The organism is Nocardia sp. NPDC051463, from assembly GCF_040681975.1.
Lineage (GTDB): Bacteria > Actinomycetota > Actinomycetes > Mycobacteriales > Mycobacteriaceae > Nocardia.
This window is the reverse complement of record NZ_JBFBAB010000033.1, coordinates 17,475-43,193: the sequence shown is the minus strand read 5'-3', so window position 1 is coordinate 43,193 and position 25,719 is coordinate 17,475. Positions and strand designations below refer to the sequence as shown.

General features: G+C 66.5%; 17 protein-coding genes. 10 read left to right on the top strand and 7 right to left on the bottom strand.

Features of this window, described 5'->3' with window-relative positions:
• Both AB0M74_RS30435 and AB0M74_RS30430 read left to right on the top strand, forming a co-directional pair.
• Positions 1-3,879 carry an ABC transporter ATP-binding protein gene (locus AB0M74_RS30435; protein WP_366529782.1) on the top strand — a complete coding sequence of 1,293 codons (3,879 nt, stop codon included), beginning with the start codon at positions 1-3 and terminating at the stop codon, positions 3,877-3,879.
• A 105-nt stretch (positions 3,880-3,984) separates the two neighbouring features.
• Entirely contained in the window at positions 3,985-7,788 is a 3,804-nt protein-coding gene (locus AB0M74_RS30430; protein ID WP_366529739.1) for a multifunctional oxoglutarate decarboxylase/oxoglutarate dehydrogenase thiamine pyrophosphate-binding subunit/dihydrolipoyllysine-residue succinyltransferase subunit, read from the top strand.
• Between the two features lie 215 nt (positions 7,789-8,003).
• On the opposite strand, the gene AB0M74_RS30425 is transcribed toward AB0M74_RS30430, so the two are convergent.
• From AB0M74_RS30425 to AB0M74_RS30415, 3 genes are read right to left on the bottom strand one after another with little or no spacing between them, the layout of a single operon-like run.
• On the bottom strand, positions 8,004-8,348 hold the full coding sequence (locus AB0M74_RS30425; protein ID WP_366529738.1) for a hypothetical protein: 345 nt from the start codon (positions 8,346-8,348) through the stop codon (positions 8,004-8,006).
• 49 nt (positions 8,349-8,397) lie between these two features.
• Positions 8,398-10,044 (bottom strand): alkaline phosphatase D family protein, encoded by a 1,647-nt coding sequence (locus AB0M74_RS30420; RefSeq protein WP_366529737.1) that lies wholly within the window; start codon positions 10,042-10,044, stop codon positions 8,398-8,400.
• A 17-nt stretch (positions 10,045-10,061) separates the two neighbouring features.
• The gene (locus AB0M74_RS30415; protein WP_366529736.1) at positions 10,062-10,697 is read right to left on the bottom strand and encodes a TetR/AcrR family transcriptional regulator; all 636 of its coding nucleotides are present in this window, start codon (positions 10,695-10,697) and stop codon (positions 10,062-10,064) included.
• Positions 10,698-10,765: 68 nt separating this feature from the next.
• Here AB0M74_RS30415 and AB0M74_RS30410 point away from each other — a divergent pair, with 68 nt between their 5' ends.
• From AB0M74_RS30410 to AB0M74_RS30395, 4 genes are all read left to right on the top strand, one after another.
• Complete coding sequence (locus AB0M74_RS30410; protein WP_366529735.1) at positions 10,766-12,304, top strand: NAD(P)/FAD-dependent oxidoreductase; 1,539 nt, start codon at positions 10,766-10,768, stop codon at positions 12,302-12,304.
• A gap of 23 nt (positions 12,305-12,327) precedes the next feature.
• On the top strand, positions 12,328-13,185 hold the full coding sequence (locus AB0M74_RS30405; RefSeq protein ID WP_366529781.1) for an SDR family NAD(P)-dependent oxidoreductase: 858 nt from the start codon (positions 12,328-12,330) through the stop codon (positions 13,183-13,185).
• Between the two features lie 29 nt (positions 13,186-13,214).
• A complete protein-coding gene (locus AB0M74_RS30400; RefSeq protein WP_366529734.1) occupies positions 13,215-14,147 on the top strand; it encodes an alpha/beta hydrolase in 933 nt (310 codons plus the stop codon).
• Positions 14,148-14,326: 179 nt separating this feature from the next.
• Positions 14,327-16,120 carry a long-chain fatty acid--CoA ligase gene (locus AB0M74_RS30395; protein ID WP_366529733.1) on the top strand — a complete coding sequence of 598 codons (1,794 nt, stop codon included), beginning with the start codon at positions 14,327-14,329 and terminating at the stop codon, positions 16,118-16,120.
• A 234-nt stretch (positions 16,121-16,354) separates the two neighbouring features.
• On the opposite strand, the gene AB0M74_RS30390 is transcribed toward AB0M74_RS30395, so the two are convergent.
• Positions 16,355-17,224, bottom strand: coding sequence for an alpha/beta hydrolase (locus AB0M74_RS30390; RefSeq protein WP_366529732.1), 870 nt, complete (start codon positions 17,222-17,224; stop codon positions 16,355-16,357).
• 88 nt (positions 17,225-17,312) lie between these two features.
• Between AB0M74_RS30390 and AB0M74_RS30385 the strand changes: the two genes are divergently transcribed.
• Both AB0M74_RS30385 and AB0M74_RS30380 read left to right on the top strand, forming a co-directional pair.
• Positions 17,313-17,882, top strand: coding sequence for an ABATE domain-containing protein (locus tag AB0M74_RS30385; protein ID WP_366529731.1), 570 nt, complete (start codon positions 17,313-17,315; stop codon positions 17,880-17,882).
• 102 nt (positions 17,883-17,984) lie between these two features.
• A complete protein-coding gene (locus AB0M74_RS30380) occupies positions 17,985-19,712 on the top strand; it encodes a molybdopterin-dependent oxidoreductase (protein WP_366529730.1) in 1,728 nt (575 codons plus the stop codon).
• 89 nt (positions 19,713-19,801) lie between these two features.
• Here AB0M74_RS30380 and AB0M74_RS30375 read toward each other — a convergent pair whose 3' ends face one another.
• The 3 genes from AB0M74_RS30375 to AB0M74_RS30365 all read right to left on the bottom strand — a co-directional run bounded on the left by AB0M74_RS30375 (position 19,802) and on the right by AB0M74_RS30365 (position 23,380).
• Positions 19,802-21,277 (bottom strand): DHA2 family efflux MFS transporter permease subunit, encoded by a 1,476-nt coding sequence (locus AB0M74_RS30375; protein ID WP_366529729.1) that lies wholly within the window; start codon positions 21,275-21,277, stop codon positions 19,802-19,804.
• 57 nt (positions 21,278-21,334) lie between these two features.
• The gene (locus tag AB0M74_RS30370; protein WP_366529728.1) at positions 21,335-22,033 is read right to left on the bottom strand and encodes a PadR family transcriptional regulator; all 699 of its coding nucleotides are present in this window, start codon (positions 22,031-22,033) and stop codon (positions 21,335-21,337) included.
• A gap of 405 nt (positions 22,034-22,438) precedes the next feature.
• Positions 22,439-23,380 carry a glycine betaine ABC transporter substrate-binding protein gene (locus AB0M74_RS30365; protein WP_366529780.1) on the bottom strand — a complete coding sequence of 314 codons (942 nt, stop codon included), beginning with the start codon at positions 23,378-23,380 and terminating at the stop codon, positions 22,439-22,441.
• A gap of 181 nt (positions 23,381-23,561) precedes the next feature.
• Here AB0M74_RS30365 and AB0M74_RS30360 point away from each other — a divergent pair, with 181 nt between their 5' ends.
• Positions 23,562-24,500, top strand: a complete 939-nt coding sequence (locus tag AB0M74_RS30360) for an ABC transporter substrate-binding protein (RefSeq protein WP_366529779.1) — start codon at positions 23,562-23,564, stop codon at positions 24,498-24,500.
• A 67-nt stretch (positions 24,501-24,567) separates the two neighbouring features.
• Complete coding sequence (locus AB0M74_RS30355; RefSeq protein WP_366529727.1) at positions 24,568-25,719, top strand: ABC transporter ATP-binding protein; 1,152 nt, start codon at positions 24,568-24,570, stop codon at positions 25,717-25,719.

The window sequence follows — 25,719 nt, the reverse complement described above, 5'->3', positions numbered from 1 at the left end:
ATGGGCGTGGGTCCGCGCGGTTGGATGCGCAGGCTGTGGGCCGAGAGCCGGTCGCACGGCGGGCTGCTCGCGGGGATCGCAGCCGCATTGGCGGTCGGTGCGGTAGTGGAGATCACGGCGCCGCTGCTCACCAAGCGGGCGCTGGATGCGGCGGGTGTCGGCGATACCGACGTCATCGGCGTGGTCGCAGGGCTACTGGCGGTGCTCGCGGTGGGACGGTTCGTGGCCGCGTTCGGGCGCAGAATGCTGGCGGGACGGCTGTCGTTGGATGTGCAGCACAGCCTGCGGCTGCAACTGCTCGGGTCGTTGCAGAGACTGGACGGGACCGGGCAGGACGCGATGCGCACCGGCCAGGTGGTGTCCCGATCTATCACCGATCTGCAATTGGTGCAGGGCCTCTTGGCCATGGCGCCGCTGTCGGGGCTTGCACTGCTGGAGTTCCTGCTCGCAGCCGCGGTGATGGTGTGGCTGTCGCCGCCGCTCGCGGCCGCCGCGCTGCTGGTTGTTCCGGTGATCGCGCTGGTCGTCTATCGGATGCGGCCCCGGCTGTACGCCGCGACCTGGTCCGCGCAGCAGCGCGCCGCCGAGGTCGCCCAGCACGTCGAGGAGACGGTCACCGGCGTTCGCGTGGTGAAGGGGTTCGGGCAGGAAGCCCGCATGGTCGAGGTGCTCGAGCGGCACGGCAGGACCCTGTATGCCGAGCGCATGCGCGCGGCGAAGATCAACGCGCGGTTCGCACCGACCGTATCGGCGGTCCCGCAGGCAGGTCTGGTCGCTGTGGTCGCCTTCGGCGGGTGGCTCGCACAGCACGACGCCATCGGCATCGGCACCTTCTTCGCCTTCGCCGCGTATGTGGCCACCATGACCACAACCACCCGCACCATGACCTCGGTGGTGATCATGGCCCAGCTGACCCGTGCGGCGGCCGAACGGGTCTACCAGGTGATCGACACCGCGCCGACTATCGCCGACCCCACCCACCCGGTCGCGCTGCCCGAAGGCCCGCTCGGCATCGAAATAGACTCCCTTACCTTCGGATTCGACAGCGACCGCCCGGTGCTGCGCGACCTCGACCTGATCGTGCACCCCGGCGAGACGGTGGCGATCATCGGTCCCGCCGGTTCCGGCAAGACCACACTGTCGCTGTTGTTGCCGCGCTTCTATACACCCAACGCCGGCGCCATCCGCCTGTTCGGCACCGAAACCGACACCACCGCTGCCCCATCATTGGCGTCGATTCCGGAACTCGATCACGCCGTCGAGACACGCAGCACCGAGCCGCGAATCGACCCATCGCACCGGCCGTCGGGTGTGTCGGCGACCAGCCGACCCACGGCAGACCACGCACATCCGAGTGCCATCGATATCGCGGACGTCCGAGCCGCCGACCTGCGCAGTGCGATCGGTGTGGTCTTCGACGACCCGTTCCTGTTCTCCGACAGCATCGCCGCCAATATCGCCCTCGGTAATCCGGACGCCACCGACGCCGAGATCCGCCGCGCCGCCGAGCTGGCCGCGGCCGACGACTTCATCACCGCATTGCCCGACGGCTATGACACTGTGGTCGGCGAGCGCGGGTTGACGCTGTCCGGTGGTCAGCGCCAGCGGATCGCGCTGGCACGCGCGCTGCTGGCACGGCCGCGGATCCTGGTGCTCGACGACGCCACCTCCGCGGTCGACGCCGTGACCGAGGCTGCGATCTTCGACACACTGCCGGATCAGGGCGGGCGCACGACGGTGATCCTGGCGCACCGCGAATCCACCCTGGCCCACGCCGACCGGGTGATCCGCCTGCCCGCTCCCACAGTGACGCATCACCTCGAGCATCTGGATGTCGCTGCCGTGCCGATCCGCAGCGGGCATCGGTCCGCTGGGATCGGCGGACCCGCGTCGGGTGCGGCGGCCGATCTCAGCGAAACACCCGAGTTGCGCCGCGATATCGAACGGCTGCCACCGGCCACCGAAGCACCCGGCCTGGACGAGCGGCGGCTGCGGGAGCCCGATCCCGGTTTCCGGCTGGCTCGGCTGCTGCGGCCGGTCCGCTGGCTGGTACTCCTCGTGATCGGTTTGCTGACGCTGGATGCACTGATCGGCGTCGCCTTCCCTCCGATCGTCCGCTATGCGATCGATTCCGGCGTCGGCCATGCGGATTCCGGCGCCCTGCTCACCGCGGCGGCACTCGGTGCGCTGCTGGTGTTTGCGGGCTCGGCGGTCGCCGCGGCAGCGACCGTGCTCACCGCACGCACCGGCGAACGGGTGCTCTACGGCCTGCGCGTGCGCAGCTACGCCCACCTGCAACGGCTCGGCCTCGACTTCTACGAACGAGAACTGTCCGGCCGCATCATGACCCGGATGACCACCGATATCGACGCTTTGTCGACCTTCCTACAGACCGGTCTGGCGACCACGCTGATCGGCGGTCTGACCCTGGTAGGCATCGCGGTCGCACTGCTGATCATCGATGCGTCACTGGCCGCGGCGGTGCTGGTCGCCTTGCCGCCGCTCGCGGTCGCGACCTGGCTGTTCCGTCGTGTCTCCTCGACCGCATACACAGTGTCACGCGAAGACGTTTCGGCGGTGAACGCCGATTTCCAGGAGAACGTCAGCGGTCTGCGCGCGGTGCAGGCCAGTCGCCACGAACCGTTCGCGGCGCACCGGTTCGCGGAATACTCTGCGCGCTACCGCAACAGCCGGATGCGGGCGCAGCGCGCGATTTCGATGTACTTCGCGTTCGTCACCGCGTGGGCCGATCTGGCGCTGGCGGTGGTGGTGTTCGTCGGCGCCCATGCGGTTGCGGGCAACACCACCAGTCCAGGGACGCTGATCGCTTTCGTGCTGTATCTGGAGCTGTTGTTCGGGCCGATTCTGCAGCTCTCGCAGGTATTCGACGGGTATCAGCAGGCCAAGGTGGGCCTGCGGCGGATCGGGGAGCTGTTGCGCACACCGTCCTCGATCGCCGCGGATCCTGCGCAGGCGGTCGCGATCGCGGACGGTCTGCGTGGCGAGGTCGCCGTCGACAACGTTCATTTCCGTTACCCGGGCACCGACGCACCCGCCCTCGACGGCGTATCGCTCCATATCCCGGCGGGCTCGACCCTCGCGCTGGTCGGCCCGACAGGCGCGGGAAAATCCACCATCGTCAAGCTGCTCGCTCGCCTCTACGATCTGCCCCACGACCACGACGTGAACTATGATTCCGAACACTGTGTCCGGAATCTCGACGACGACACCGCCGGCGACCCGACTGGAAGTCCGGTAACCGGCGCGATCCGCGTCGACGGTATCGACATTCGCCGCTACCGCCTCACCGATTACCGGTCCCGCCTCGGCATCGTCCCGCAGGAGGCGCACCTCTTCACCGGCGATGTGGCGAGCAACATCGCGTTCGGAAAGCCGTCCGCGACCGAGGCCGAGATCGCGACGGCCGCCGCGGCGGTCGGCGCCACGGACATGATCGCCGCGCTCCCGCTCGGCATGCGCCACCCGGTCGGCGAGCGCGGACGCGGACTCTCGGCGGGGCAACGCCAACTCGTCGCACTCGCCAGAGCCGAGCTGGTCGGCCCGAACCTGCTGCTGCTGGATGAGGCCACCGCGACACTCGACCCGGACACCGAGGCAGCGGTGATGTTTGCCAGCAGTTCGCTGACCCGCGGACGCACCACCGTCGTCGTCGCGCACCGACTCGGCACGGCAGCGCGCGCCGATCGGATCGCCGTCGTCGATCACGGAAAGATCGCGGAAGTCGGCACACACGAGGCCCTGGTGGCCGCTGCGGGCCCGTATTCCCGGCTATGGGCTGCGGCTCGGGAAACGGGGGGAATATTCTCGGTCACAGACGAGTCGTCACGTATGGGATCGGGACTGTCGGGTGGTCAGTAGATCCGCCGGTTTGCTGCTGGGCCTATCCTCAGATAGGGCGCATCGGCGCGCATCCGCTGATCCCCGTGCCGGGCACGTCACAAACGTCGCAGCGCGAAGAACGAAATGAGGCGAACACCTGCTGTGAGCAGCTCAACTTCCCAGTTCGGACAGAACCAGTGGCTAGTCGATGAGATGTATCAGAAGTACAAACAGGATCCATCTTCGGTAGACGAGAGTTGGCACGAGTTCCTCGCTGATTACACCCCCGAAGCCACTGGAGATTCCGGTAACAGCCAGACCGCGGCTCCCGCCGCACCCGCGCAAGCCGCGCCGTCCACGCAGACGGCTATGACTTCCGCCACACCCGCGCCCGCCGCAGCTGCACCTGCCCCGGCCGCTCCGGCACCTGCCGCGCCCGCCCCGGCACCGGCGAAGCCCGCAGCAGCAGCACCACCGGCGGCCAAGGCCACCGCGCGCACCCCGCAGACGACTCCGGCGCCCACCTCGAACGCGGCGCCCACCTCCGGCGGCCCCAAGCCCGCCGCGGCCGCCGACGAATCGAAGGTGCTGCGCGGCGCGGCCGCCGCGGTCGTCAAGAACATGTCCGCCTCGCTGAGCATCCCCACGGCGACGAGCGTGCGTGCCATTCCGGCCAAGCTGATGATCGACAACCGTCTGGTCATCAACAACCACTTGGCTCGCACGCGCGGCGGCAAGATCTCGTTCACCCACCTGCTCGGGTACGCGATCGTGCAGGGCGTCAAGGCTTTCCCGAATCTGAACCGGCATTTCGCCGAGATCGACGGCAAGCCGAACGCGATCACCCCCGCGCACACCAACCTGGGTCTCGCCATCGACCTGCCCGGCAAGGACGGCAGCCGCACCCTCGTCGTGGCCGCCATCAAGGGCTGCGAGGACATGACCTTCGGTCAATTCCACACCGCCTACGAGGACATCGTCCGTCGGGCCCGTGACGGCAAGCTGACCACCGAGGACTTCACCGGTGTCACCATCTCGCTGACCAACCCCGGCACCATCGGCACCGTGCACTCGGTGCCACGACTGATGCCGGGCCAGGGTGCGATCATCGGCGCGGGCGCCATGGAGTACCCGGCCGAGTTCCAGGGCATGAGCGAAGAGCGCATCGCCGATATCGGCATCGGCAAGCTGATGACGCTCACCTCCACCTACGACCACCGCATCATCCAGGGCGCGGAGTCCGGTGATTTCCTGCGCACCATCCACCAGCTGCTGATCAGCGACGAGTTCTACGACGAGATCTTCCACGGCCTCGGCGTGCCCTACGAGCCGGTGCGCTGGCGCAAGGACGTCCGTGAGCGCGGCGTCGACAAGAGCTCGCGGGTGCTGGAAATGATTGCGGCCTACCGCAACCGCGGCCACCTGATGGCGGACACCGATCCGCTGCGTCTGGTCAAGGACAAGTTCCGCAGCCACCCCGACCTCGACGTCACCCAGCACGGACTGACCCTGTGGGACCTCGACCGCACCTTCAATGTGGGCGGCTTCCACGGCCAGGAACAAATGAAGCTGCGCGAGGTGCTCTCGGTGCTGCGCGACGCCTACTGTCGCCACGTCGGTGTGGAGTACACCCACATCCTCGACACCGAGCAGCTGCAGTGGATTCAGGAGCGGGTCGAGCAGAAGCACGCGAAGCCGACTGTCGCGCAGCAGAAGTACGTCCTGAACCGACTGAATGCGGCGGAGGCCTTCGAGACCTTCCTGCAGACCAAGTACGTCGGCCAGAAGCGCTTCTCGCTGGAAGGCGCCGAGGCCGTCATCCCGATGATGGACGCGGTCATCGACCAGTGCGCCGAGCACTCGCTCGACGAGGTCATCATCGGCATGCCGCACCGCGGTCGCCTCAACGTGCTCGCCAACATCGTCGGCAAGCCGTACTCGAAGATCTTCACCGAGTTCGAGGGCAACATGAACCCGGCGGGGGCGCACGGCTCCGGCGACGTGAAGTACCACCTCGGCGCGCACGGTACCTACCTGCAAATGTTCGGCGACAACGAGATCGAGGTCTCGCTGACCGCCAACCCGTCGCACCTGGAAGCGGTCGACCCGGTGCTCGAGGGTCTGGTCCGCGCCAAGCAGGACATCCTCGACAAGGGCGACGGCCCGGAGGGCTACTCCGTTGTCCCGCTGATGCTGCACGGTGATGCCGCATTCGCCGGTCAGGGCGTGGTCGCCGAGACGCTGAACCTGTCGGGTCTGCGTGGCTACCGTGTCGGCGGCACCATCCACATCGTGGTGAACAACCAGATCGGTTTCACCACGGCGCCGGAGAACAGCCGCTCGACCGAATACTCCACGGACATCGCGAAGTTCATCGGCGCGCCGATCTTCCACGTGAACGGCGACGACCCGGAAGCCTGCGACTGGGTGGCACGTCTCGCGGTGGACTTCAAGCAGAAGTTCCGCAAGGACGTCGTGATCGACATGATCTGCTACCGGCGTCGCGGCCACAACGAGGGCGACGACCCGTCGATGACCCAGCCGTACATGTACGACGTCATCGACACCAAGCGCTCGGTCCGCAAGGCCTACACCGAGAGCCTGATCGGCCGTGGCGACATCTCCCTCAAAGAGGCCGAGGACGCCCTGCGCGACTACCAGGGTCAGCTGGAGCGAGTCTTCAACGAAGTCCGCGAGCTGGAGAAGTACGTCCCGGAGCCGAGCGAATCGGTCGAGGACGACCAGCAGGTGCCGACCACCGTCGTGACGGCCGTGGACAAGACGGTGCTGCAGCGCATCGGCGACGCCTTCCTCAATGTGCCGGACGGCTTCAACGTGCACCCGCGCGTCAAGCCGGTGCTGGAGAAGCGGCGCGAGATGGCCTACGAAGGCAAGGTCGACTGGGCCTTCGCCGAGCTGATGGCCTTCGGCACCCTGATCGACGAAGGCCGCGCTGTGCGGTTGACCGGTCAGGACTCGCGTCGTGGCACGTTCACCCAGCGGCACTCGGTGATCATCGACCGCAAGACGGCCGAGGAGTACACCCCGCTGCACAACATCGGCAGCACCAACCCCGGTTGGTTCGCGGTACACGATTCGGCGCTGAGCGAGTACGCGGCGGTCGGCTTCGAGTACGGCTACTCGCTGGGCAACCCCAACGCACTGGTGTTGTGGGAGGCGCAGTTCGGTGACTTCGTCAACGGCGCGCAGTCCATCATCGACGAGTTCATCTCCTCCGGTGAGGCCAAGTGGGGTCAGCTGTCGGACGTCGTGCTGCTGCTGCCGCACGGCCACGAGGGCCAGGGTCCCGACCACACCTCCGGTCGGATCGAGCGCTTCTTGCAGCTGTGCGCCGAGGGCTCGATGACGGTCGCCGTGCCGTCCACCCCGGCGAACTACTTCCACCTGCTGCGTCGCCACGCGCTCGACGGCATCCGTCGCCCGCTGATCGTCTTCACCCCGAAGTCGATGCTGCGCAACAAGGCTGTGGTCTCGGACCTGAAGGACTTCACCGAGTCGAAGTTCCACTCGGTGTTCAACGAGCCCACCTACGAGCAGGGCATCGGTGACGGCAACAAGGTCAAGCGGGTCCTGATGACCAGCGGCAAGCTCTACTATGAGCTGGTCGCGGCGAAGACCAAGGGCAACCGCGAGGACATCGCCATCGTGCGGATCGAGCAGCTCTACCCGCTGCCCAAGTTCCGCCTCAACGAGGCACTCGCGACCTACCCCAACGCGACCGACATCGCGTGGGTCCAGGAGGAACCGGCCAACCAGGGCGCGTGGCCATTCTTCGGCCTCAACCTCCCCGAGCTCCTCCCCGAGCGCTTCACCAAGCTCCGCCGCATCTCGCGCCGCGCCATGTCGGCCCCGTCCTCGGGTTCGAGCAAGGTGCACGCGGTGGAACAGCAGGAGATCATCGACGAGGCCTTCGAGCCGACCAGCTAGTTCGCCGGTACGTCCATGACCTCACGCCGGGTCGAATCCGCCTCTCTCGCAGAGCGATTCGACCCGGCGTTGTTGTTCGACAGTGGCCTCCAGCCTCCCCGTTGAGCCGAGCAGGAGTGCTGAGGTGAGCACGAGATTCGACGAGCCGGTGCGGTACAGGCCAACGACCTTCGCCATCAACGACGGCAAAGGTGAGGGGCCGGTAGTCGGGGGCGCTAGTTGCCGGTGGTGATGCCGGTGGCGAACTTGACTACGACCTTCTCGTCGGTGATTTCCTGCACGGTGACATTGACCCCGTCGGCGGGCTGGGTTTGCCCGGCTGGGATTGTGACCTCCTGACCGGCCACCTTCAGGGTGATCAGATTGCCGTTCACGGCGACGAGTTCGGCATCGACACCGAGGACGGTGGCCTTGGCGTGCACGCCGCGGGTAAAGGTGACGATGCAGCCGCTGACATTGCAGTCGGACTTGGTGCCCGGCCCTTCGACGGTGCAGGCAGCCGCGCCGAACGAGGCGAGCAGCGCGAAAACGCAGAGGGCGATCAGCCGTCGGAGAAACATGTCGCCGAGTGTAGGGGTGCTGAGCAGTCGATGCCTGCTGCCCGCGACATCACCGTGGTTGGGGTGGACGGCCTGCGGCGTCGGGTTCCGGTGTATGGCTGGTGGAGATGTCGGGGCGCGCTGCCTCGGTGACACCGGGCGCCCGATCTTGCACAACGAAACTGGCGCGAGTGTGGATGGGCGCGCCGGGGCGGCGAATATACGGCACGACGCGGAAGTCGTTGCGCCACAATTCTTGATCGAGTTCGACGCGGACATAGCCGCGTTGTGCGTTGAAGAATTTCATGTCGGGATTGGCGGCGAGCAGGTTGCGGCCGGTGGCGTTGATGTCGGCACCGTCGCCACCGCTTGTGATCGATGTTCCGGTGAATTCCGATGCGACGACGGGTGATTCGGGATCGGCATAGTCGCGGCGCAGATCGGCGGCGTAGTTGTGGTGCCGGTCGCCGGTGATCACGACGAGGTTGCGCACGCCACGGTCGGCGGCGGCGCCGAGCACGGTGTTGCGGTCGGCGACGTACCCGTCCCAGGCATCGGCGCCGAGGTCGGTGGCGGGGCCGGGATCGTAGTCCGAACGGCTCATCGCCACCTGATTGCCGATGATCTGCCAACGGGCCGCGGAGTCGGAGAACCCGTTGAGCAGCCAATCACGTTGCTGTGCACCGAGTATCGTGCGATCGATGGCCAGCCGGTCGGCGCAGTCGGCGACATTGTTGCCATCGCATGCCTGCCTGCTGCGGTATTGCCGAGTGTCGAGCATGGTGATCTCGGCGAGGTCGCCGAAACCATAGCGCCGATGCAAACGCATGTTCGGCCCGGCAGGCAGCTGTTCGATCCGCAGCGGCTGGTGCTCGTACATCGCTTGGAAGGCGGCGGCGCGGCGGCGGCGGAACAGCGCAGGAATGCGATAGATGTCGAGCCCCAGCCCCGGCGCGTCGGCGGCCCAGTTGTTGTCGACCTCGTGGTCGTCCATGGTGACCAGCCAGGGGAACGCGGCGTGCGCGGCACGCAGCGGCAGCTCAGCTTTGGCCTGTGCGTAGCGCAGCCGGTAGCCGGCCAGATCGACCGCTTCGGCACGGAACTGCGGCTCGACTGTCATACCCTCGCGGCCACGGTTCCAGCCGCGTTCGTAGATGTAGTCACCGAGATGCACGACCAGATCGAGGTCTTCGGCGCTCATGTGCTCGTAAGCGGTATAGAAGCCGGAAGTCCATGATTGACAGGAGGCGAAGGCGAAACGCATGCGTGCGGTGGGTCGGCCCGGCGGCGGTGCGGTGTGGGTCCGGCCGATCGGCGAGATCGCCGATCCCGCGCGAAAGCGGTAGAAGTACCAGCGGTCCGGGGCCAATCCACGAACCTCGGGATGCACGGTGTGGGCGAGCGCACGTGTCGCCACCGCGCTACCCCGGGCCACTACCCGTTGAAAGCGCTCGTCATGAGCGACTTCGTATTCCACAGTCACCGGAGCGAGTGGCATTCCGCCGAGCCCGTCCGGGGCGAACGGGTCGGGAGCCAGCCGGGTCCACAGCACCACCCCATCGGAGGTGGGATCTCCCGATGCCACTCCCAGACTGAACGGGTCCCCCGGCCACCGCGGCGTCCGAAACTGCCCGCTACCGGCCGCCGACGCGCCGACCAGCACCGCAACCGATCCGGCGGTGCCGAATCTCAACAGCTCCCGGCGAGACAGACCCATACGTCAGGGTATATCCGTCACCCACGAAGCGCGGCGGCAAGCGCGGGACTGAGCGAAAGCGCAAGGGCCGCAAGGGATTCGACCAATAGATCTACCAGCTGGTCGCGGGAGATGGGTTCGTCGCGAAGCCAACTGAGGGTGGTTTCCTCGACGAAGGCGATCCAGCCGCGCAGAGCCAGGAGCAGGCGGGGGCGGTCGGCATCATCGACCGGGACCGGAGCCTCGATGAGGATGATGCCGACGATGGCATTGCGTGTTTCCTCGACCAGGGTGACCAACAGTGGACTGGCGCTGGCGGGACCGCGCAGCAGCGCGAGGTAGGACGTGCGGTTGTCGCTGACGTAGGCGATGTAGCGATCGATCGAGTCGCGCAGCATATCGAAAGTACCGAGTGAGCGGTCGGGAGCGACGCGTTCCAGCAGTTCGGCGTTTGCGTGGTGCACGATCGCCAGCTGGAAATCCTGCTTGGTCGGGAAGTAGTGGAACAGCAGGCCGCGGGAGATGCCTGCCCGTTCGGCGATCTCGGTGATGGAGATGTCTTCGATAGCCCGTTCGCCAAGCATCTTGGCACCCAAGGTAATCAACTGCGTGCGGCGCTCGTCCGGGCTGAGCCGGGTGCGCTTCACGGTCTCTCCGGCGCCTTTGGTACTCACGCGACCATCCTACTGAACGATAGTCAATACCGTTGACTCATGCTCAATAAGACCGTACTGTCGCCTATATGAGTCGCAAGGTTACAGACAAAGCTGTCGCCAACCGCCCCGCCCGTCACGTCAAGACGATCATCATCGGCAGCGGGTTCGCCGGCCTCGGCCTGGCCATTCGCTTGAGCCAGCAGGGCAGCACCGATTACCTGGTACTGGAACGCGGCAGCGATGTCGGTGGCACCTGGCGCGACAACACCTACCCGGGCGCCGCCTGCGACGTGCCTTCACACCTGTACTCGTACTCTTTCGCGCTCAACCCGAACTGGTCGCGCTCGTTCTCCAAGCAGGGTGAGATCCAGCAGTACATCCAGGGCGTCGCCCAGAAATACAACGTGCTCGACAAGCACCTCTTCGACTGCGATGTGACCTCCGCGCGCTGGAACACCGACACCAACCGGTGGGAGGTCGAGTCCGCGAAGGGCAGCTTCACCGCAGACACCGTGGTCTCGGCGGTCGGCGCGCTGTGCGAGCCCGCGCTGCCGGATATCAAAGGCATCAACAACTTCAAGGGCGAGATCTTCCACTCCGCCCGCTGGAACCACGACGCGGAACTGACCGGCAAGCGTGTCGCGATCATCGGCACCGGCGCCTCGTCCATCCAGATCGTGCCGTCCATCGCGCCCCATGTCGCCCACCTCGATGTCTACCAGCGCACCGCACCGTGGCTGCTGCCCCGCATGGACCGGCCCTACACGCTGCCCGAACGCCTGGCCTTCACACACATCCCCGGCTTCCAGCGCCTCTCCCGCGCCGCCATCTACGCCGCCCGCGAGACCCAGGTCGTCGGCCTGGCCAAGATTCCCGCGTTGATGGAGGCGTTCGAGCTGATCGCGCGGGCCAAACTGAGGCTCGAGATCCGCGATCGCGAGTTGCGCGCCAAGGTGACACCGAACTTCCGGATCGGCTGCAAGCGCATGCTGATCTCCAACGAGTACTACCCCGCGCTCGGCCGCGACAACGTGGACGTGATCACCGACGGCATCGCCGAGGTCCGCGAGAATTCGATCGTCACCAAGGACGGCACCGAGCGCGAGATCGACGCCCTCATCGTGGCGACCGGCTTCCACGTCACCGATTCCCCTGCCTACAACACCATCGCGGGCAAGGACGGGCGCACGCTTTCGGAAGTGTTCGACGAGATCGGCCAGCAGGGCTACAAGGGTTCCTCGATCGCCAACTTCCCGAATATGTTCTTCCTGCTCGGGCCGAACGTCGGCCTCGGCCACACCTCGATGGTGTTCATGATCGAATCTCAGATCAACTACATCGCCGACGCGCTGGCCACGGTGGACCGACTCGGCCTGCGCACCGTCGAGGTGCGCCGCGACGCGCAGGACGCATACAACGCGGAACTGAAGAGCAAGTTGGAAGGCAGCGTGTGGAATACCGGCGGCTGCTCGAGCTGGTATCTGGACAAGCACGGCAACAACACCACGCTGTGGCCCGACTTCACTTTCGAATTCCGCAGGCTGACAAGAACATTCGATGTCGCCGCATACGAAACGACAAGCAATGATTCCCGAAACGATCTGAAAGTGGTGGCTTCACAGTGAATACAGCATCGCGCAGCGATTCGATGAGGGGTGGCGACCGGGAGAAGGGTGGGCGCAATGACGCTTACTTCAAGGGCAAGGTCTGTGTAATCACCGGTGCGGGCTCCGGCATCGGCCGCGCGCTCGCGGAGAACCTCGCCACGCGCGGTGCCAAGCTCGCGCTGTCCGATATCGACACCGAGGGCCTCGCCGAAACGGTCCGCCGCTGCCAAGCGCTCGGCGCCGAAGTGAAGTCGGACCGGATCAATGTGGCCGAGCGCGAGGCCGTGCTGCTCTACGCCGACGCCGTCAAAGCGCACTTCGGCACGGTCAATCAGGTCTACAACAACGCGGGCATCGCCTACCACGGCGAGGTGATCCGTTCGGAGTTCAAGGACATCGAACGCATCATGGACGTCGACTTCTGGGGTGTCGTCAACGGCACCAAGGCGTTCCTGCCGATGCTGATCGAGTCCGGCGCCGGCCATGTCGTCAATGTGTCCAGCCTGTTCGGCCTGATCGCGGTGCCAGGCCAGAGTGCGTACAACGCAGCCAAATTCGCAGTGCGTGGGTTCACCGAGTCGCTGCGCCAGGAGATGCTGGTCGGCAGGCACCCGGTCCAGGTGACCTGCGTGCATCCCGGCGGCATCAAGACCGCGGTGGCCCGCAACGCCACCTACGCTGAGGGCATCGACGGCAAGAATGCCGCATCGATGTTCGACAAGAAGCTGGCGATGCACACCCCTGAGATGGCCGCGCAGACCATCACCGAGGGCGTGCGCAAGGGGCACGGCCGGGTGCTGATCGGCTGGGAGGCGAAGGCCCTCGACCTGTTCGTCCGTGTCACCGCTTCCGGTTACCAGCGCATCGCCGCCGTGGTGAATCGCCGGTTCCAGCTCTGATCACGAGAAGGCACAGTCGAGGAAACACCATGCGCGACATCAACCTTCCGCTACCCGTCGCACGGGCGGTGCTGCGTCCGATCTTCCGAGTGACGCTGAACGAGCGGATGCCGTGGCGATGGCAACGGCTGTTGCTCGACATCGGTTCCCGCGCGCAGTCACTGCCCGCGGGAACTGCCGTGCGCAAGCTGCGCCTCGGTGGCAGGCCCGCCGAGCAGATCTCGGCGGGTTCGCAATCTCCGCGCGGCGCGACCGCGCGAGGCGCGATCCTCTACCTGCACGGGGGCGGCTACGCAATCGGTTCGCTCGCGACGCACCGTTCGCTTGCCGCCCGACTTGCCCACGAAACCGGCTGCACGGTCTACGTTCTCGACTACCGGCTGGCGCCGGAGCACCCGTTCCCCGCCGGGCTCGACGACGCCGAGTTGGCTTTCCTCGAGCTGGTCGAGGGCGTGGGCTATCCTCCCGGCAACATCGCCCTCGCCGGCGATTCGGCGGGCGGCGGGCTGTCACTTGCCACGGCGCAGCGACTGATCGCCCAGCACGGGCACACGCCCGCGGCGCTCGGACTGATCGCGCCTTGGGCCGATCCGAACCAGATCCCCGAGCGCCACCGCGACCTGGTGATCAACAGGCCGTGGTCGCGGGCATGCGCTGCCGCCTATCTCGGCGGCGGCGATTCGACAGACCCCGGTTACGCCCCGTTGACCGGCGAGCTGCGCGGCCTGCCGCCGACCTACGTGCAAGTCGACACGAGCGAGCTGCTGCACAGCCAATGCACCGAGTTGGTCGTCGCACTGCGGGCCGCGGGCGTGCAGGTGCAGTTCACCCAGACGCGAGGACTGTGGCACGTCGCGCAGTTGCAGGCCGCGCTCGTCGCACCTGCCGCGGCGGCACTGACCGAACTGGCCGCATTTCTGCGCGACGCGATCCAACCGGCGTCCGCTCGCGACCTAGGATAAGCAGCCGCCTCGTCGTCCCGGCCCACGCAAAGCCGAGGACGGGCCGGGTCCGGCTGCGTACGATTAAGACCTCGATCGGCCGCCATTTTCGCACCGGATCACTTTTCGGTGGTCGAGGGAATGGCCCGGTCTCAGGTGTCGTAGATTACTGGCGAGTAAAACCACGTGGAAGGGCACTGATGCGAGAGTTCGAAGTCCCGGCTTCCTACACCATTCCGGAAGACGCGAACAATTCCGATAACGTCTTCCGGCACGCCGAGCAGTCGCCGGGCGCGGTGCTCTTCAACGTTCCGAACGGCAATGGCGGATTCGCCGATGTGACCGCCGCGGAATTCGCGAAGGCCGTCACCGACGTCGCCAAGGGCTTGATCGCCTCGGGTATCGAACTCGGCGACCGCGTCGCCATCATGGCCCCGACCCGCTACGAGTGGGCCGTGCTGGACTTCGCCATCTGGGCTGCCGGTGGCTGCACCGTCGCCATCTACGACAGCTCCGCGGCCGAGCAGGCCAAGTGGATCCTGCAGGACTCCGCCACCAAGCTGCTCGTGGTCGACAGCGACAAACACCGCGCGGTCATCGACGAGATCGACGCGGGCGCGCTGACCGATCTGAAGGAAACCCTGCAGATCGACAAGGGCGCGATCGAGGAGCTCACCACCCGTGGCGCCGACCTGGACGACGAGGCCGTGCACGCCCGCCGCGCACAGGTCAACGCGGCCTCGCCCGCGACCTTGATCTACACCTCCGGCACCACCGGTCGCCCCAAGGGCGTCATGCTCTCGCACTCGAATCTCTACGCCGAGTCGAAGTCCGACCGTATCGCGCTGAACAAGTACGTCACCGCGGGCAAGAAGACGCTGATGTTCCTGCCGCTCGCGCACGTCTTCGCGCGCGGCGTCACGCTGGCTGCCTTCGACGCCAAGGTCATCGTCGCCTTCACCTCCGACTGGTCCACCCTGGTCGACCAGTTCGGCAGCTACCGCCCGCACTTCATCCTCGCGGTGCCGCGCGTGTTCGAGAAGGTGTTCAACAGCGCGAAGCAGAAGGCGCACGACGGTGGCAAGGGCAAGATCTTCGACGCGGCCGCCGAGACCGCCATCGCCTGGAGCGAGTCACTCGACAGCGGTGGCCCCGGCCTGGTGCTGAAGCTGAAGCACACGCTGTTCGACAAGCTCGTCTACAGCAAGCTGCGCGTCGCGCTCGGCGGACAGTGTGAGGCCGCGGTATCCGGCGGTGGACCGCTCGGCGCACGTCTTGGCCACTTCTTCCGTGGCGTCGGCGTCACCATCTACGAGGGCTACGGGCTCACCGAGACCACCGCGGCCATCACCGTCAATACTCCGGAGAACCTCCGGGTCGGCACCGTCGGCAAGCCGATCGAGGGCCACGCCGTCAAGATCGCCGAGGACGGCGAGTTGCTGCTGCGCGGTTCTGTGGTGTTCAACGGCTACTGGGGCAACCCGACGGCCACCGAGGAAGCGTTCGCCGACGGCTGGTTCAAGACCGGTGACCTCGGCGCCATCGATGCCGACGGGTACGTCACCATCACCGGCCGCAAGAAGGAAATCATCGTCACCGCGGGCGGCAAGAACGTCTCCCCCGGACTGATGGAGGATTCGCTGCGGTCGCATCCGCTGATCAGTCAGGTGATGGTCGTCGGTGACGGTCAGCCGTTCATCGGCGCGCTGATCACCCTGGATCCGGAGGCGCTTCCGGGCTGGAAGGAACGCCACAACCTGCCCGCGGACACCCCGATCGAGAAGCTGATCGAGCACCCCGAACTGGTCGCGGAGGTCGATGCCGCGATCGCCGACACCAACAAGAAGGTGTCGCACGCCGAGGCGATCAAGAAGATCCGCATCCTGCCCGTCGACTGGACCCAGGAAACCGGCGAGCTGACCCCGAAGATGTCGCTCAAGCGCGCGGTGGTCATGAAGCAGTACGCCTCCGAGGTGGAGAAGATCTACAGCTGAGGTAGTTCCGGACGACGTGTGGCCCGCGACAGGTACCTGTCGCGGGCCACACTTATTTGTCCGCCGTCGGAGGCGTGGCGGCCGGCTGGGTCCAACGCCTCGGCGAGCTTGTCGAACGACACCCAGACGACTGCGCCGAGATGCCGATCGCGACGGTGACCACGCCCGGGCGAGAGCAGTTCGTGGAGTACCCGACACGACCGCACGCCTGGGCTGGGCGTCAGCGTCTTTCGCCTAGGCGGCGAGCTTGTCGAGGAAGCTCGCGATCAGCGGTGCGATGTCGACCAGGTGCGTTTCCAACGCGAAGTGACCGGTGTCGAAAAGGTGCAACTCGGCATCCGAGAGATCGGCGAGGTAGGCGTGCGCCCCGGGAGCGGGGAAGAAGGGGTCGTTCGCGCCCCAGACAATCAGGGCCGGCGGGGTGTACTTGCGCAGCCAGGCCTGCCATTCCGGATAGGCGGCGACGTTGGACTTGTAGTCGAAGGCCAGTGCTACCTGTGCTTCCTTGCGGCCGGGCAGGTCGAGGAAGTGCTGATCGAGAGTCCAGGATTCCGGCGAGATCACGGAGGGATCGGCGACGCCGTGCTCGTACTGGCCGCGGGTACCCTCCAACGTGAGCAAGCCGCGGATGGTGTCCTCGGCGCCCGCCTGCTGCGGGGTCAATGCGGTGAATTCCTTTGCGCCATCGGACAGACCTGCCTCGTAGGCATTGCCGTTCTGCACCACAAGGCCCGCGATCCACTCGGGGTGGCGGGTGGCGATGCGGAAGCCGACGGGAGCGCCGAAGTCGAAGACATACATCGCGAAGCGGCGCAGGCCGAGGCGTTCGACGAAGCCCTCCACCACGTCGGCGAGCCGATCGAAGGTGTACTCGAAATCATCCGGGGCGATGGTGTTGCCGAAGCCTGGGTAGTCGGGGGCAATCAGCCGGTATCGGCTGCCGAGGACATCGATCAGCCTGCGGAATTGGTGCGAGGCGGAGGGAAAACCGTGCAATAGCAACAGCACTGGCGCGTCGGCGCGGTCCGGGATCGACTCCCGGTAGAAAACCCGGACTCCGGCGACGTCGGTGCTGCGGTACTCGACTCGAGGCAAGGCGTTCATCTGTTCACATGCTTTCTTGATGAGATGTTGCATTAGTTTTAGCCCATGGCACCCTAATGCGTCAACCCACTGGAGTAGCATTAGAGTCATGAGTGATTCCACCCTGCTGATCGGCGAGCCGTTGGCGCTGGACTTGGTCAACACCGCACCGGACGGGCCGGACCTGCTCGGCACGGCGGAGCAGCTGGCGCACTGGCTTGCGCGGCAAGCGGATCGGCTGCACGGCGTCGGCATCGAGCAGCCGACCGCGACCGATCTGATCGCCGTCCGCGCGGTACGCGAAGACACCGCCGCCGCGCTCGAGGCCCTCCTGACCGGGCAGCAGCCGCCCACAACCGCCCTGCGTGGATTGGAAAGAGCCCAGGCCGCGGCACCGCTCATCCGAGAGCTGACCTGGAACGGCGACGCCGTGGTCGCGACCGCTCACCGCGACGGCACACTCGGCGCCGCCGCCGCAGCGGCGCTGGCCGAGTCCGCCATCGACCTGCTCACCGACCCATCAATCGATAAAATCAAGCGCTGCGAAGCCGACGACTGCGTGCTGTTGTTCCTGCCCACTCACCCCCGACGGCGCTGGTGTTCGGCACAGCGCTGCGGCAACAGGGTGCGCGTTGCCCGCTATTACCAGCGGCACAAGCCCGAGGGTTCGGCGAACTGAATCCCACTCGCGCCTGGCCGAAACATCCGGTGTACAGCGGACGCGGAAGTAAGGCACCGAGAGGTCGTCCTGTGTCGGCAAATCCGGCAGTAGGCTCGCCTTATGGCCGACCTGCGTGGACAGCGTGTAACGGCGGGGATCGTTTCGGCCGGGCTCGCACTCGGCGTCGCCGAACTGCTCGCCGCCTTCATGGGGCCCGAACGCGCGCCACTGGCCGCCCTCGGTTCCACCGTCGTCGACCACACCCCCGATGGCCTGCGCGAATGGGTGATCTCCACCTTCGGAACCAACGACAAGACCGTGCTGTACCTCTGCATGGCCGTGGTCGCGATCCTGGTCGCCGCGGGCGCGGGTGCGATCGAGCGCGGCACCCGCGCCGCAGGCTCCATCCTGCTTGCCCTCTTCGGTCTCGTTGCCGCCGCGATCGCCGCCGATCGCACCGGCCTCGCGGGCGCTGTCCCCACCGTAATCGGCGTCGCCGCAGGCATTTACGCCTTGCGAGTGCTGACCCGTCGCATCGACGAGGCCGCCGAATCGATGGCCCCCGCATCTTCCTCGGCCGCCATCGGCGCCTCCGGTCCCACCCCGAGCACCACCAGCCCCGCGAGTTCCGCAGATCCCGCCGCGACCGAACACAATGCCCATGCCGCAACACAATCCACAGATATCTCCGTCGAAGGAACTCCGCCCGGATCCACGGTACGGTCGGTGAATACGCGCACAGACGATGCCGGACGCACCAGGCTGGGTGCGGCGGGGACGCCGCAGCGGCGGCAGGTACTGCGCGGGCTTCTCGTGACCGGCGGTAGTGCCGTGCTCGCCGGAGTGGGTGGGCGGTTGCTCGGTGCTCGACGGCACGATGTTTCGGGCGAGCGGGCAGCGGTGCAGTTGCCGGAGCCGATCGAGCCGCAGGCACCACTCGCGCCGGGTGTGGATCTGCGGTTGCCGGGACTGACACCGTATGTGACGTCGAATACCGACTTCTACCGAATCGACACCGCGCTGATCGTTCCACAGGTGTCCATCGATGATTGGTCGCTGCGCATCCATGGCATGGTGGATCGCGAAATCCACCTCACCTGGGCTGATCTCGCGAATCGGACGGCCGTCGAAAGCCTGGTGACCTTGGCTTGCGTTTCGAATCCGGTCGGTGGCGATCTGATCGGCAATGCCCGCTGGCGTGGCTATCGCCTCGACGCGCTGCTCGCCGAGGCGGGCCCGCAGCCCGACGCCGACATGGTGCTCTCGCGCAGCGTCGACGGCTTCACCGCAGGCAGCCCGCTTGCGGTCCTCACCGACGGCCGCGACGCCCTGCTCGCGGTCGGTATGAACGGCGAACCACTGCCGGTCGCGCACGGCTATCCGGCCCGGCTCGTGGTGCCGGGCCTCTACGGCTACGTCTCCGCCACCAAATGGGTGACCGACCTCGAGGTCACCCGATTCGACCGCGCCACCGCCTACTGGACCCGCCGCGGCTGGTCGGCCTACGGTCCGATCAAAACCGAGTCTCGCATCGACACCCCGCGATCCCGAGCCCGCATCAAGGCGGGCCCCACCCCGATTGCCGGTGTCGCCTGGGCCCAGCACCGCGGTGTCAGAGCCGTGGAGATCCAAATCGACAACGGCGACTGGCAACCCGCCCGTCTGTCCACCGAACAGTCCATCGACACCTGGCGCCAGTGGGTCTACGACTGGAACGCCACCCCCGGCACCCACACCGTCCGCGCCCGCGCCACCGACGGCACCGGTGAAACCCAAACCGCCGACCGCCGCGACGTTGTTCCCGACGGCGCCACCGGCTACCCCACCATCACCGTCCAGGTGAGCTGATCGCACCGGTTCGAGTGACAATCGACTGGGAGAACTCGCGCGCGGACAGGTGTGCCCCGTGAGCGAATTGCTCACGGGGCACAGGTAACTCAGGCCGCGACGCTGTCGGCTTCGGCGGGTGCGGACTTCGGGCCCGCGGTGGCACCGTCGCCGTGGCGGATGAACAGCGCCGAGGCGATGACGCCGATCAGCAGGATGCCCGCGGGCAGCAGGATGGATTGGCCGAGGGCGGTGCTGAAGGCGTCCTTGACCACCTCGGGGACCGGGCCGCCCGCGCCCTCGGTGACCTTGCCGCCGTGCAGACCGTTGGCGGTCATTCGCGCGGCGACCAGAGCGCTGATTGCGGCGCTGCCGAGCACCGAGCCCACCTGGCGGGTGGTGTTGTAGACGCCCGCGCCCGCGCCGGCCAACTGCACCGGCAAATTGTGGGTCGCGGTCGAGGCCAATGGCGCCCAGATGCAGGCGTTGGCGACACCGGCGAGTGCGGCCGACAACAGGAACCACACGATCGACGAGTGCGGTGTCATGACTGCCGCGAACCAGAAGACCGAGGCCGCGAAACCGATGAAGCCGATGGTCGGCACGATGCGTGGATGGAACCTGTCGGAGTACTTGCCGATCACCGGCGCGAGGATGCCGGTCACGATGGCCATCGGCGCGAACACCAAGGCGGACCTGGTCGGTGACAGCTCGCGCACCGCCTGCAGGTAGAAGTACGACGGCACCATCATCGAGGTGACCGCCGCGCCCATCGAGGCGATGGCCAGGTTGGACAGCCCGAAGTTGCGGTCGCGGAACAGGCGCAACGGCAACAGCGGCTCACCGGTATTGCGCGCCTGGTTCACCACGAAGGCCACCAGTATCAGCGCGCCGGCGCCGATCATCAGCCAGATGCGCAACGACCAGTCGTAGGTATTGCCCTCCTGGATGCCGAACACCAGCAGGAACAGACCAACTCCACTGAGCAGCACGCCGGGAATGTCGAACTTGTGCTCGTTCGTCGGCAGCGCGGGCACCAACCAGACCGCCAGCGCGAAGGCGACGATGCCGACCGGGACGTTGACGATGAAGATCCACTCCCAGCCGAGGCCGTCGACCAGCACGCCACCGAGGATCGGACCGACGAGAGTGGCGAGTCCGGCGACGCCGCCCCACAGGCCCATGGCCGCGCCGCGCTTGTCCGGCGGGAAGGTCCTGGTGATCACCGCCATGGTCTGCGGCGTCATCAACGCGGCGCCGAGGCCCTGCACGGCGCGCGCGGCGATCAACATGGTGATGGTTCCGGACAGGCCGCACCACAGCGACGCGGCGGTGAAGACCGCGAGTCCGATGAGGTAGATGTTCTTGGGGCCGTATCGATCGCCGAGACGGCCGGTGACCAGCAGCGGCACCGCATAGGTGAGCAGGTAGGCACTGGTGACCCAGATGACCTGGGAGATATCGGCGCCGAGGTCGACCATGATGGCCGGGTTGGCGACCGCGACGATCGTCATGTCCAGCAGGATCATGAAAAAGCCGACGACCAGCGCGAAGAGCGCCAGCCACGGATTACGTTGGTTGGACATGGATTTCGTTCCTATCTCGGAGGTCTCCGGATGACCAAGTTTCGATGAATGACCGGTTCACGGCGTCGGGCTCGTCCGCGCCGGGGGCCGAGGCACCGGCGGCAGGGCGGCTTCCGCCGTTTCAGCGCCTCCGGACCAGGCGTGCTGATGGTCGGAGATCCGGGCACCGGTCGTCGGATCGAATTCCTCCCATTCCAGCTCACCGCTGTCGAGCTCGGCGGTGAGGTCGTCGACCCAGGCGATCTCGGCGGCGATGGTGGCACGCAGGTACGGAAGCACGATCCAATAGCGGCGCGGCACCGCGTTCATGCCTGCCCATCGGCCGATCATCTCGATGTCGGCCAAGTCTTGTTCCAGGTGCTCCACGCGCTCCCGCAGCAGCGCGAGCACGTCCGCTTTCGGCAGGTTGTGCGCCTCCGCGAGCGCGACGGGGAACATCGGATACTCCGGTGCGGGATTGCGTAGAATCTCGGCGATCCTGGTGCGCAACGCCGTTCGTCCGCTATCGCTGATTCGATAGGTGGTTCGCTCGGGCCGATTTCCCGCTCGTTCGACGCCTTCCGCTGACACCAGCTCCTGATCGGCCAGCCGCGCGACCGTGTGATAGAGCGAGCCCGGCCGCACCTTCACCAGCCGGTCTTCGCGGCGGGCGATCAGTAATTGGTACATCTCGTAGGGATGCATGGGCCGCTCTTCGAGCAGTGCGAGCACGGCGATCGCCAAGGGCGTTACCGCTGAGCGCGCCTGCTGACCCATCCGGCTACCTCCTACTGATTCTCGAGACCACGCACGATAGTCGCAGCTACCGACATGCTCCCCGCTGCAATATTCCACGTGGAATATACGGTGAGGAATAGTGTCACCGCAAGTGGCACTATCTGTGTCAGTTGTTTACGCGGCTGGGCCGTCGGCACGGCTTCGGATGCATCGGAAGAGTTCGACACGGAAATGCCAGAAGCCGGGTTGAAGTATGGGACGACCGCCAGGACAGCAAGGCCGCAGCGCCACCGAGTAGCAGCACTTCGGGACTAGTGAGCGTGGCCGCGATTCCGGCGGGGGGCAAGCCGACCGGCGCGAGCAGCGAGCAGCGAGCAGCGAGCAGCGAGCAGCGAGCAGCGAGCCTACTGGGCGCCGAATACGTTCGCTACGCCGACCGGAAATTCACAGAGCGTGGGCATCGAGCCAATCGCGCGCCACCTCGGCGGGGACCGCACCATCGCGGATCCGGCCGATCATGTCGACGAGGTCTTCGGTGGTCAGCTCGCCTGCGACGTAGTTCAGCTTCCGGATCTGCCGGTCGCCGAGGTCGCCCTTGCGGTACACGGCCAGCACATTCTCCGCACGGAATGCGTAGTCGTCGTCGGAAAGAACAGTCAGTCCGTTGGTCGCTCCAGGAGCGAGTGCGAGCGGACCACCCAGGATTCCGGCTTGGACCTCACCGTCCAGCAAGGCTTTTCGCAGGGCGGCGGCATCGGGGAACAGCTTGGTCCCGGCGAAGCCGCAGCCCGAAACCCGCAGCGTAGCGGTGGGCGCGCGCAATACCTCCGGCACCGGAGCCACGCCGACCTCGAGTTCGGCGCAGCGGGCCGTGAGATCGCCGATCGACCGGACTCGATCGCGGGTGGCCGCCGCCTCGGTCAGCAGCATTCGCGGTCGCATGTCCGTGCCGTCCGCGGGATCCGACACCGCGAGCCCCTCGGGCAGCGACCGGTTCACCGCGTCAGGCACCGATGGTTCCGGCACCTGCCGATTTACTCCGTCGGCCGCTACCTCGGTGGCAGCCACCGGCTTGCGTGCCTTCGAATTGGCATCGAGAAATGTGAGCAACTCGCCGGTGTGTTCGCCGAGCACCGCGACGGTGCCCGCGTCCAATGCCGCGAAATAGTCGGTGCGATTGCCGAGATGCGGTGCGACGGAGGTGGACACGCCGGTACGGGAGAGCGCTCCGGAATAGATTTGCGCAAGCAGATTTGATTCCATCGAATTGCCCGCGCCGACCACTATTGTGGGGCCCTGGTCATCGTTTCCACAGGAAACGGCCAGCGTGAGGGCCGCGACGACCAAACCCCGAGCCAGCACTCGCCTCCACGCGGCCAGCAACATCCGGCGACACCAACTCTCCGTAGCCAACAGGAACACCACGAACCGGGCAGTATGAACTAACAGAATGTACCGGTGGCCGTTGAGGCACGGCCCGTCGCACCCGCTCGCCCTTGCCGGAAGGACCCCAGTGAAAACCACGATCTCCCCCGATGCCGCGCGGCACGGGCGGTCGGCGCTGCGCATGACGCTGCGCGCGACCCGGTTCCTCGTCGCCGCAGCAGCGCTGGCCGCCGCCATGATCCTGTCCGCATGTGGCAATTCCGATCCGCTCGCGGCAACCGGCAGCTGCGAGGGTGATGGGCTGACCGTCGGCTCCGCCAACTTCCCCGAGTCCGAGACGGTCGCCAATATCTATGCGGAAGTGCTGCGGGCCAACGGATTCAAGGTGGACACCCGGCTCAATATCGGCAGCCGCGAAGCTTACATCCCGGCGCTTCGCCAGTGCGCCATCTCGGTGATCCCGGAGTACAACGGCAACCTGCTGCAATACCTGAACAAGGGCGCGACCGCGACCAGCTCCGCCGACATCGACACCGCGCTCACCAAGGCGCTCGGCTCCGATCTGGCCATCGGCACCCCGGCGCCCGGCCAGGATTCCGACGCCGTCGTCGTCACCAAGGCGACCGCCGAGCGCTGGAACCTGCGCACTATCGCCGATCTGGCCGCGCATTCGGCCGAGGTGAAGTTCGGTGCGCCCGCCGAGTTCCAGGAGCGGGCAGGCGGCCTGCCCGGACTGAAGAAGAACTACAACCTCGACATCGCCGCCGACAACTTCGTGCCGATCGCCGACGGCGGCGGGCCCGCTACGGTGCGCGCGCTGGTAGACGGCCAGGTGACCGCGGCCAATATTTTCACCACCTCGCCCGCGATCGCACAGAACAACCTTGTGGTGCTGGAGGATCCGAAGCACAACTTCCCGGCCCAGAACGTGGTCCCGCTGTTCAATGCGGCCAAGAAGTCGGACAGGTCGCTCGCCGCGCTCAACGCCGTTTCCGCGAAGTTGACCACCGACGCACTGATCGAACTCAACGAAGCGGTCTCCGGTAGCAGCAAGACCGAGCCCAAGGCCGCCGCCGCGGCATGGGTCGCCGCCCAAGGACTGGATAAGCCGACCGGATAAGCGGTGGCAGCGCCTGCGCTCGTCCGTGTGCGGGCAGGCCCCGCCGCGCCGAACACAGGAGTACGCGTTGTCCGATATCGAATTCAGCGGTATCAGCAAGACCTATCCGGATGGCACCCATGCCGTCACCAACCTCGACCTGCGCATCGAATCGGGCTCGTTCACCGTGTTCGTCGGTCCGTCCGGCTGCGGGAAGACGACTTCGATGCGGATGATCAACCGGATGATCCGCCCGACCGGCGGCAGGATCACCATTGCCGGGCAGGATATTTCGACAATCGATCCGGTCGAACTCCGGCTCGGTATCGGGTATGTGATCCAGAGCGGCGGGCTGCTGCCGCACCGGACCGTTGTCGACAATGTCGCGACGGTGCCGGTGCTGCGTGGCGATTCGCGCCGCGCCGCGCGTGCGGCGGCGCTCGACGTGCTGGACCGGGTGGGTCTGGACCGCTCGCTGGCCGGGCGGTATCCCGCCCAACTCTCCGGTGGGCAACAGCAGCGCGTCGGGGTGGCACGGGCTTTGGCCGCCGATCCGCCGGTCCTGCTGATGGACGAGCCGTTCAGCGCCGTCGACCCGGTGGTGCGTGCCGAACTACAGGTCGAAATGCAAAGGCTACAAGCCGAATTGCACAAGACCATCGTGTTCGTCACCCACGACATCGACGAGGCGATCACCCTCGGCGATCGGGTCGCGGTATTCGGGCGCGGGGGTGTGCTACAGCAATACGATCCGCCCCAACACGTCCTCGCCCAGCCCGCGACCGACTTCGTCGCCGACTTCGTCGGTCGCGATCGCGGCTATCGCGGCCTGTCCTTCCGCACCGCGACCAACGTTCCGCTGCACGAGATCCGGACCGCGACCGCCGACGAGGTGGCCAAACTGCGGTTGGAACGCGGTGACTGGGTGCTGGTAGTCGACGCGGACAAACGGCCGGTCGGCTGGGTCGATGTGACCGGGGTCGAGGCCGTACGCGCCGGACGGGACCCGCACAACAGCATGTCGGCGGGCGGCTCGCTGTTCACGCCGTCGGGCGACCTGCGCCAAGCTCTCGACGCGGCCATCTCCTCACCGGCCGGAGTCGGTGTCGCCGTGGATGATTCGGGCGCCGTCCGTGGCGGCGTGCTCGCCACCGAAGTCCTCGAGCAGCTGGCGGGGCAACGGGCCGCCGAAGACGCCGAACGCAACCGGCACTACTTCGAACAAGAAGCCGCACAATGA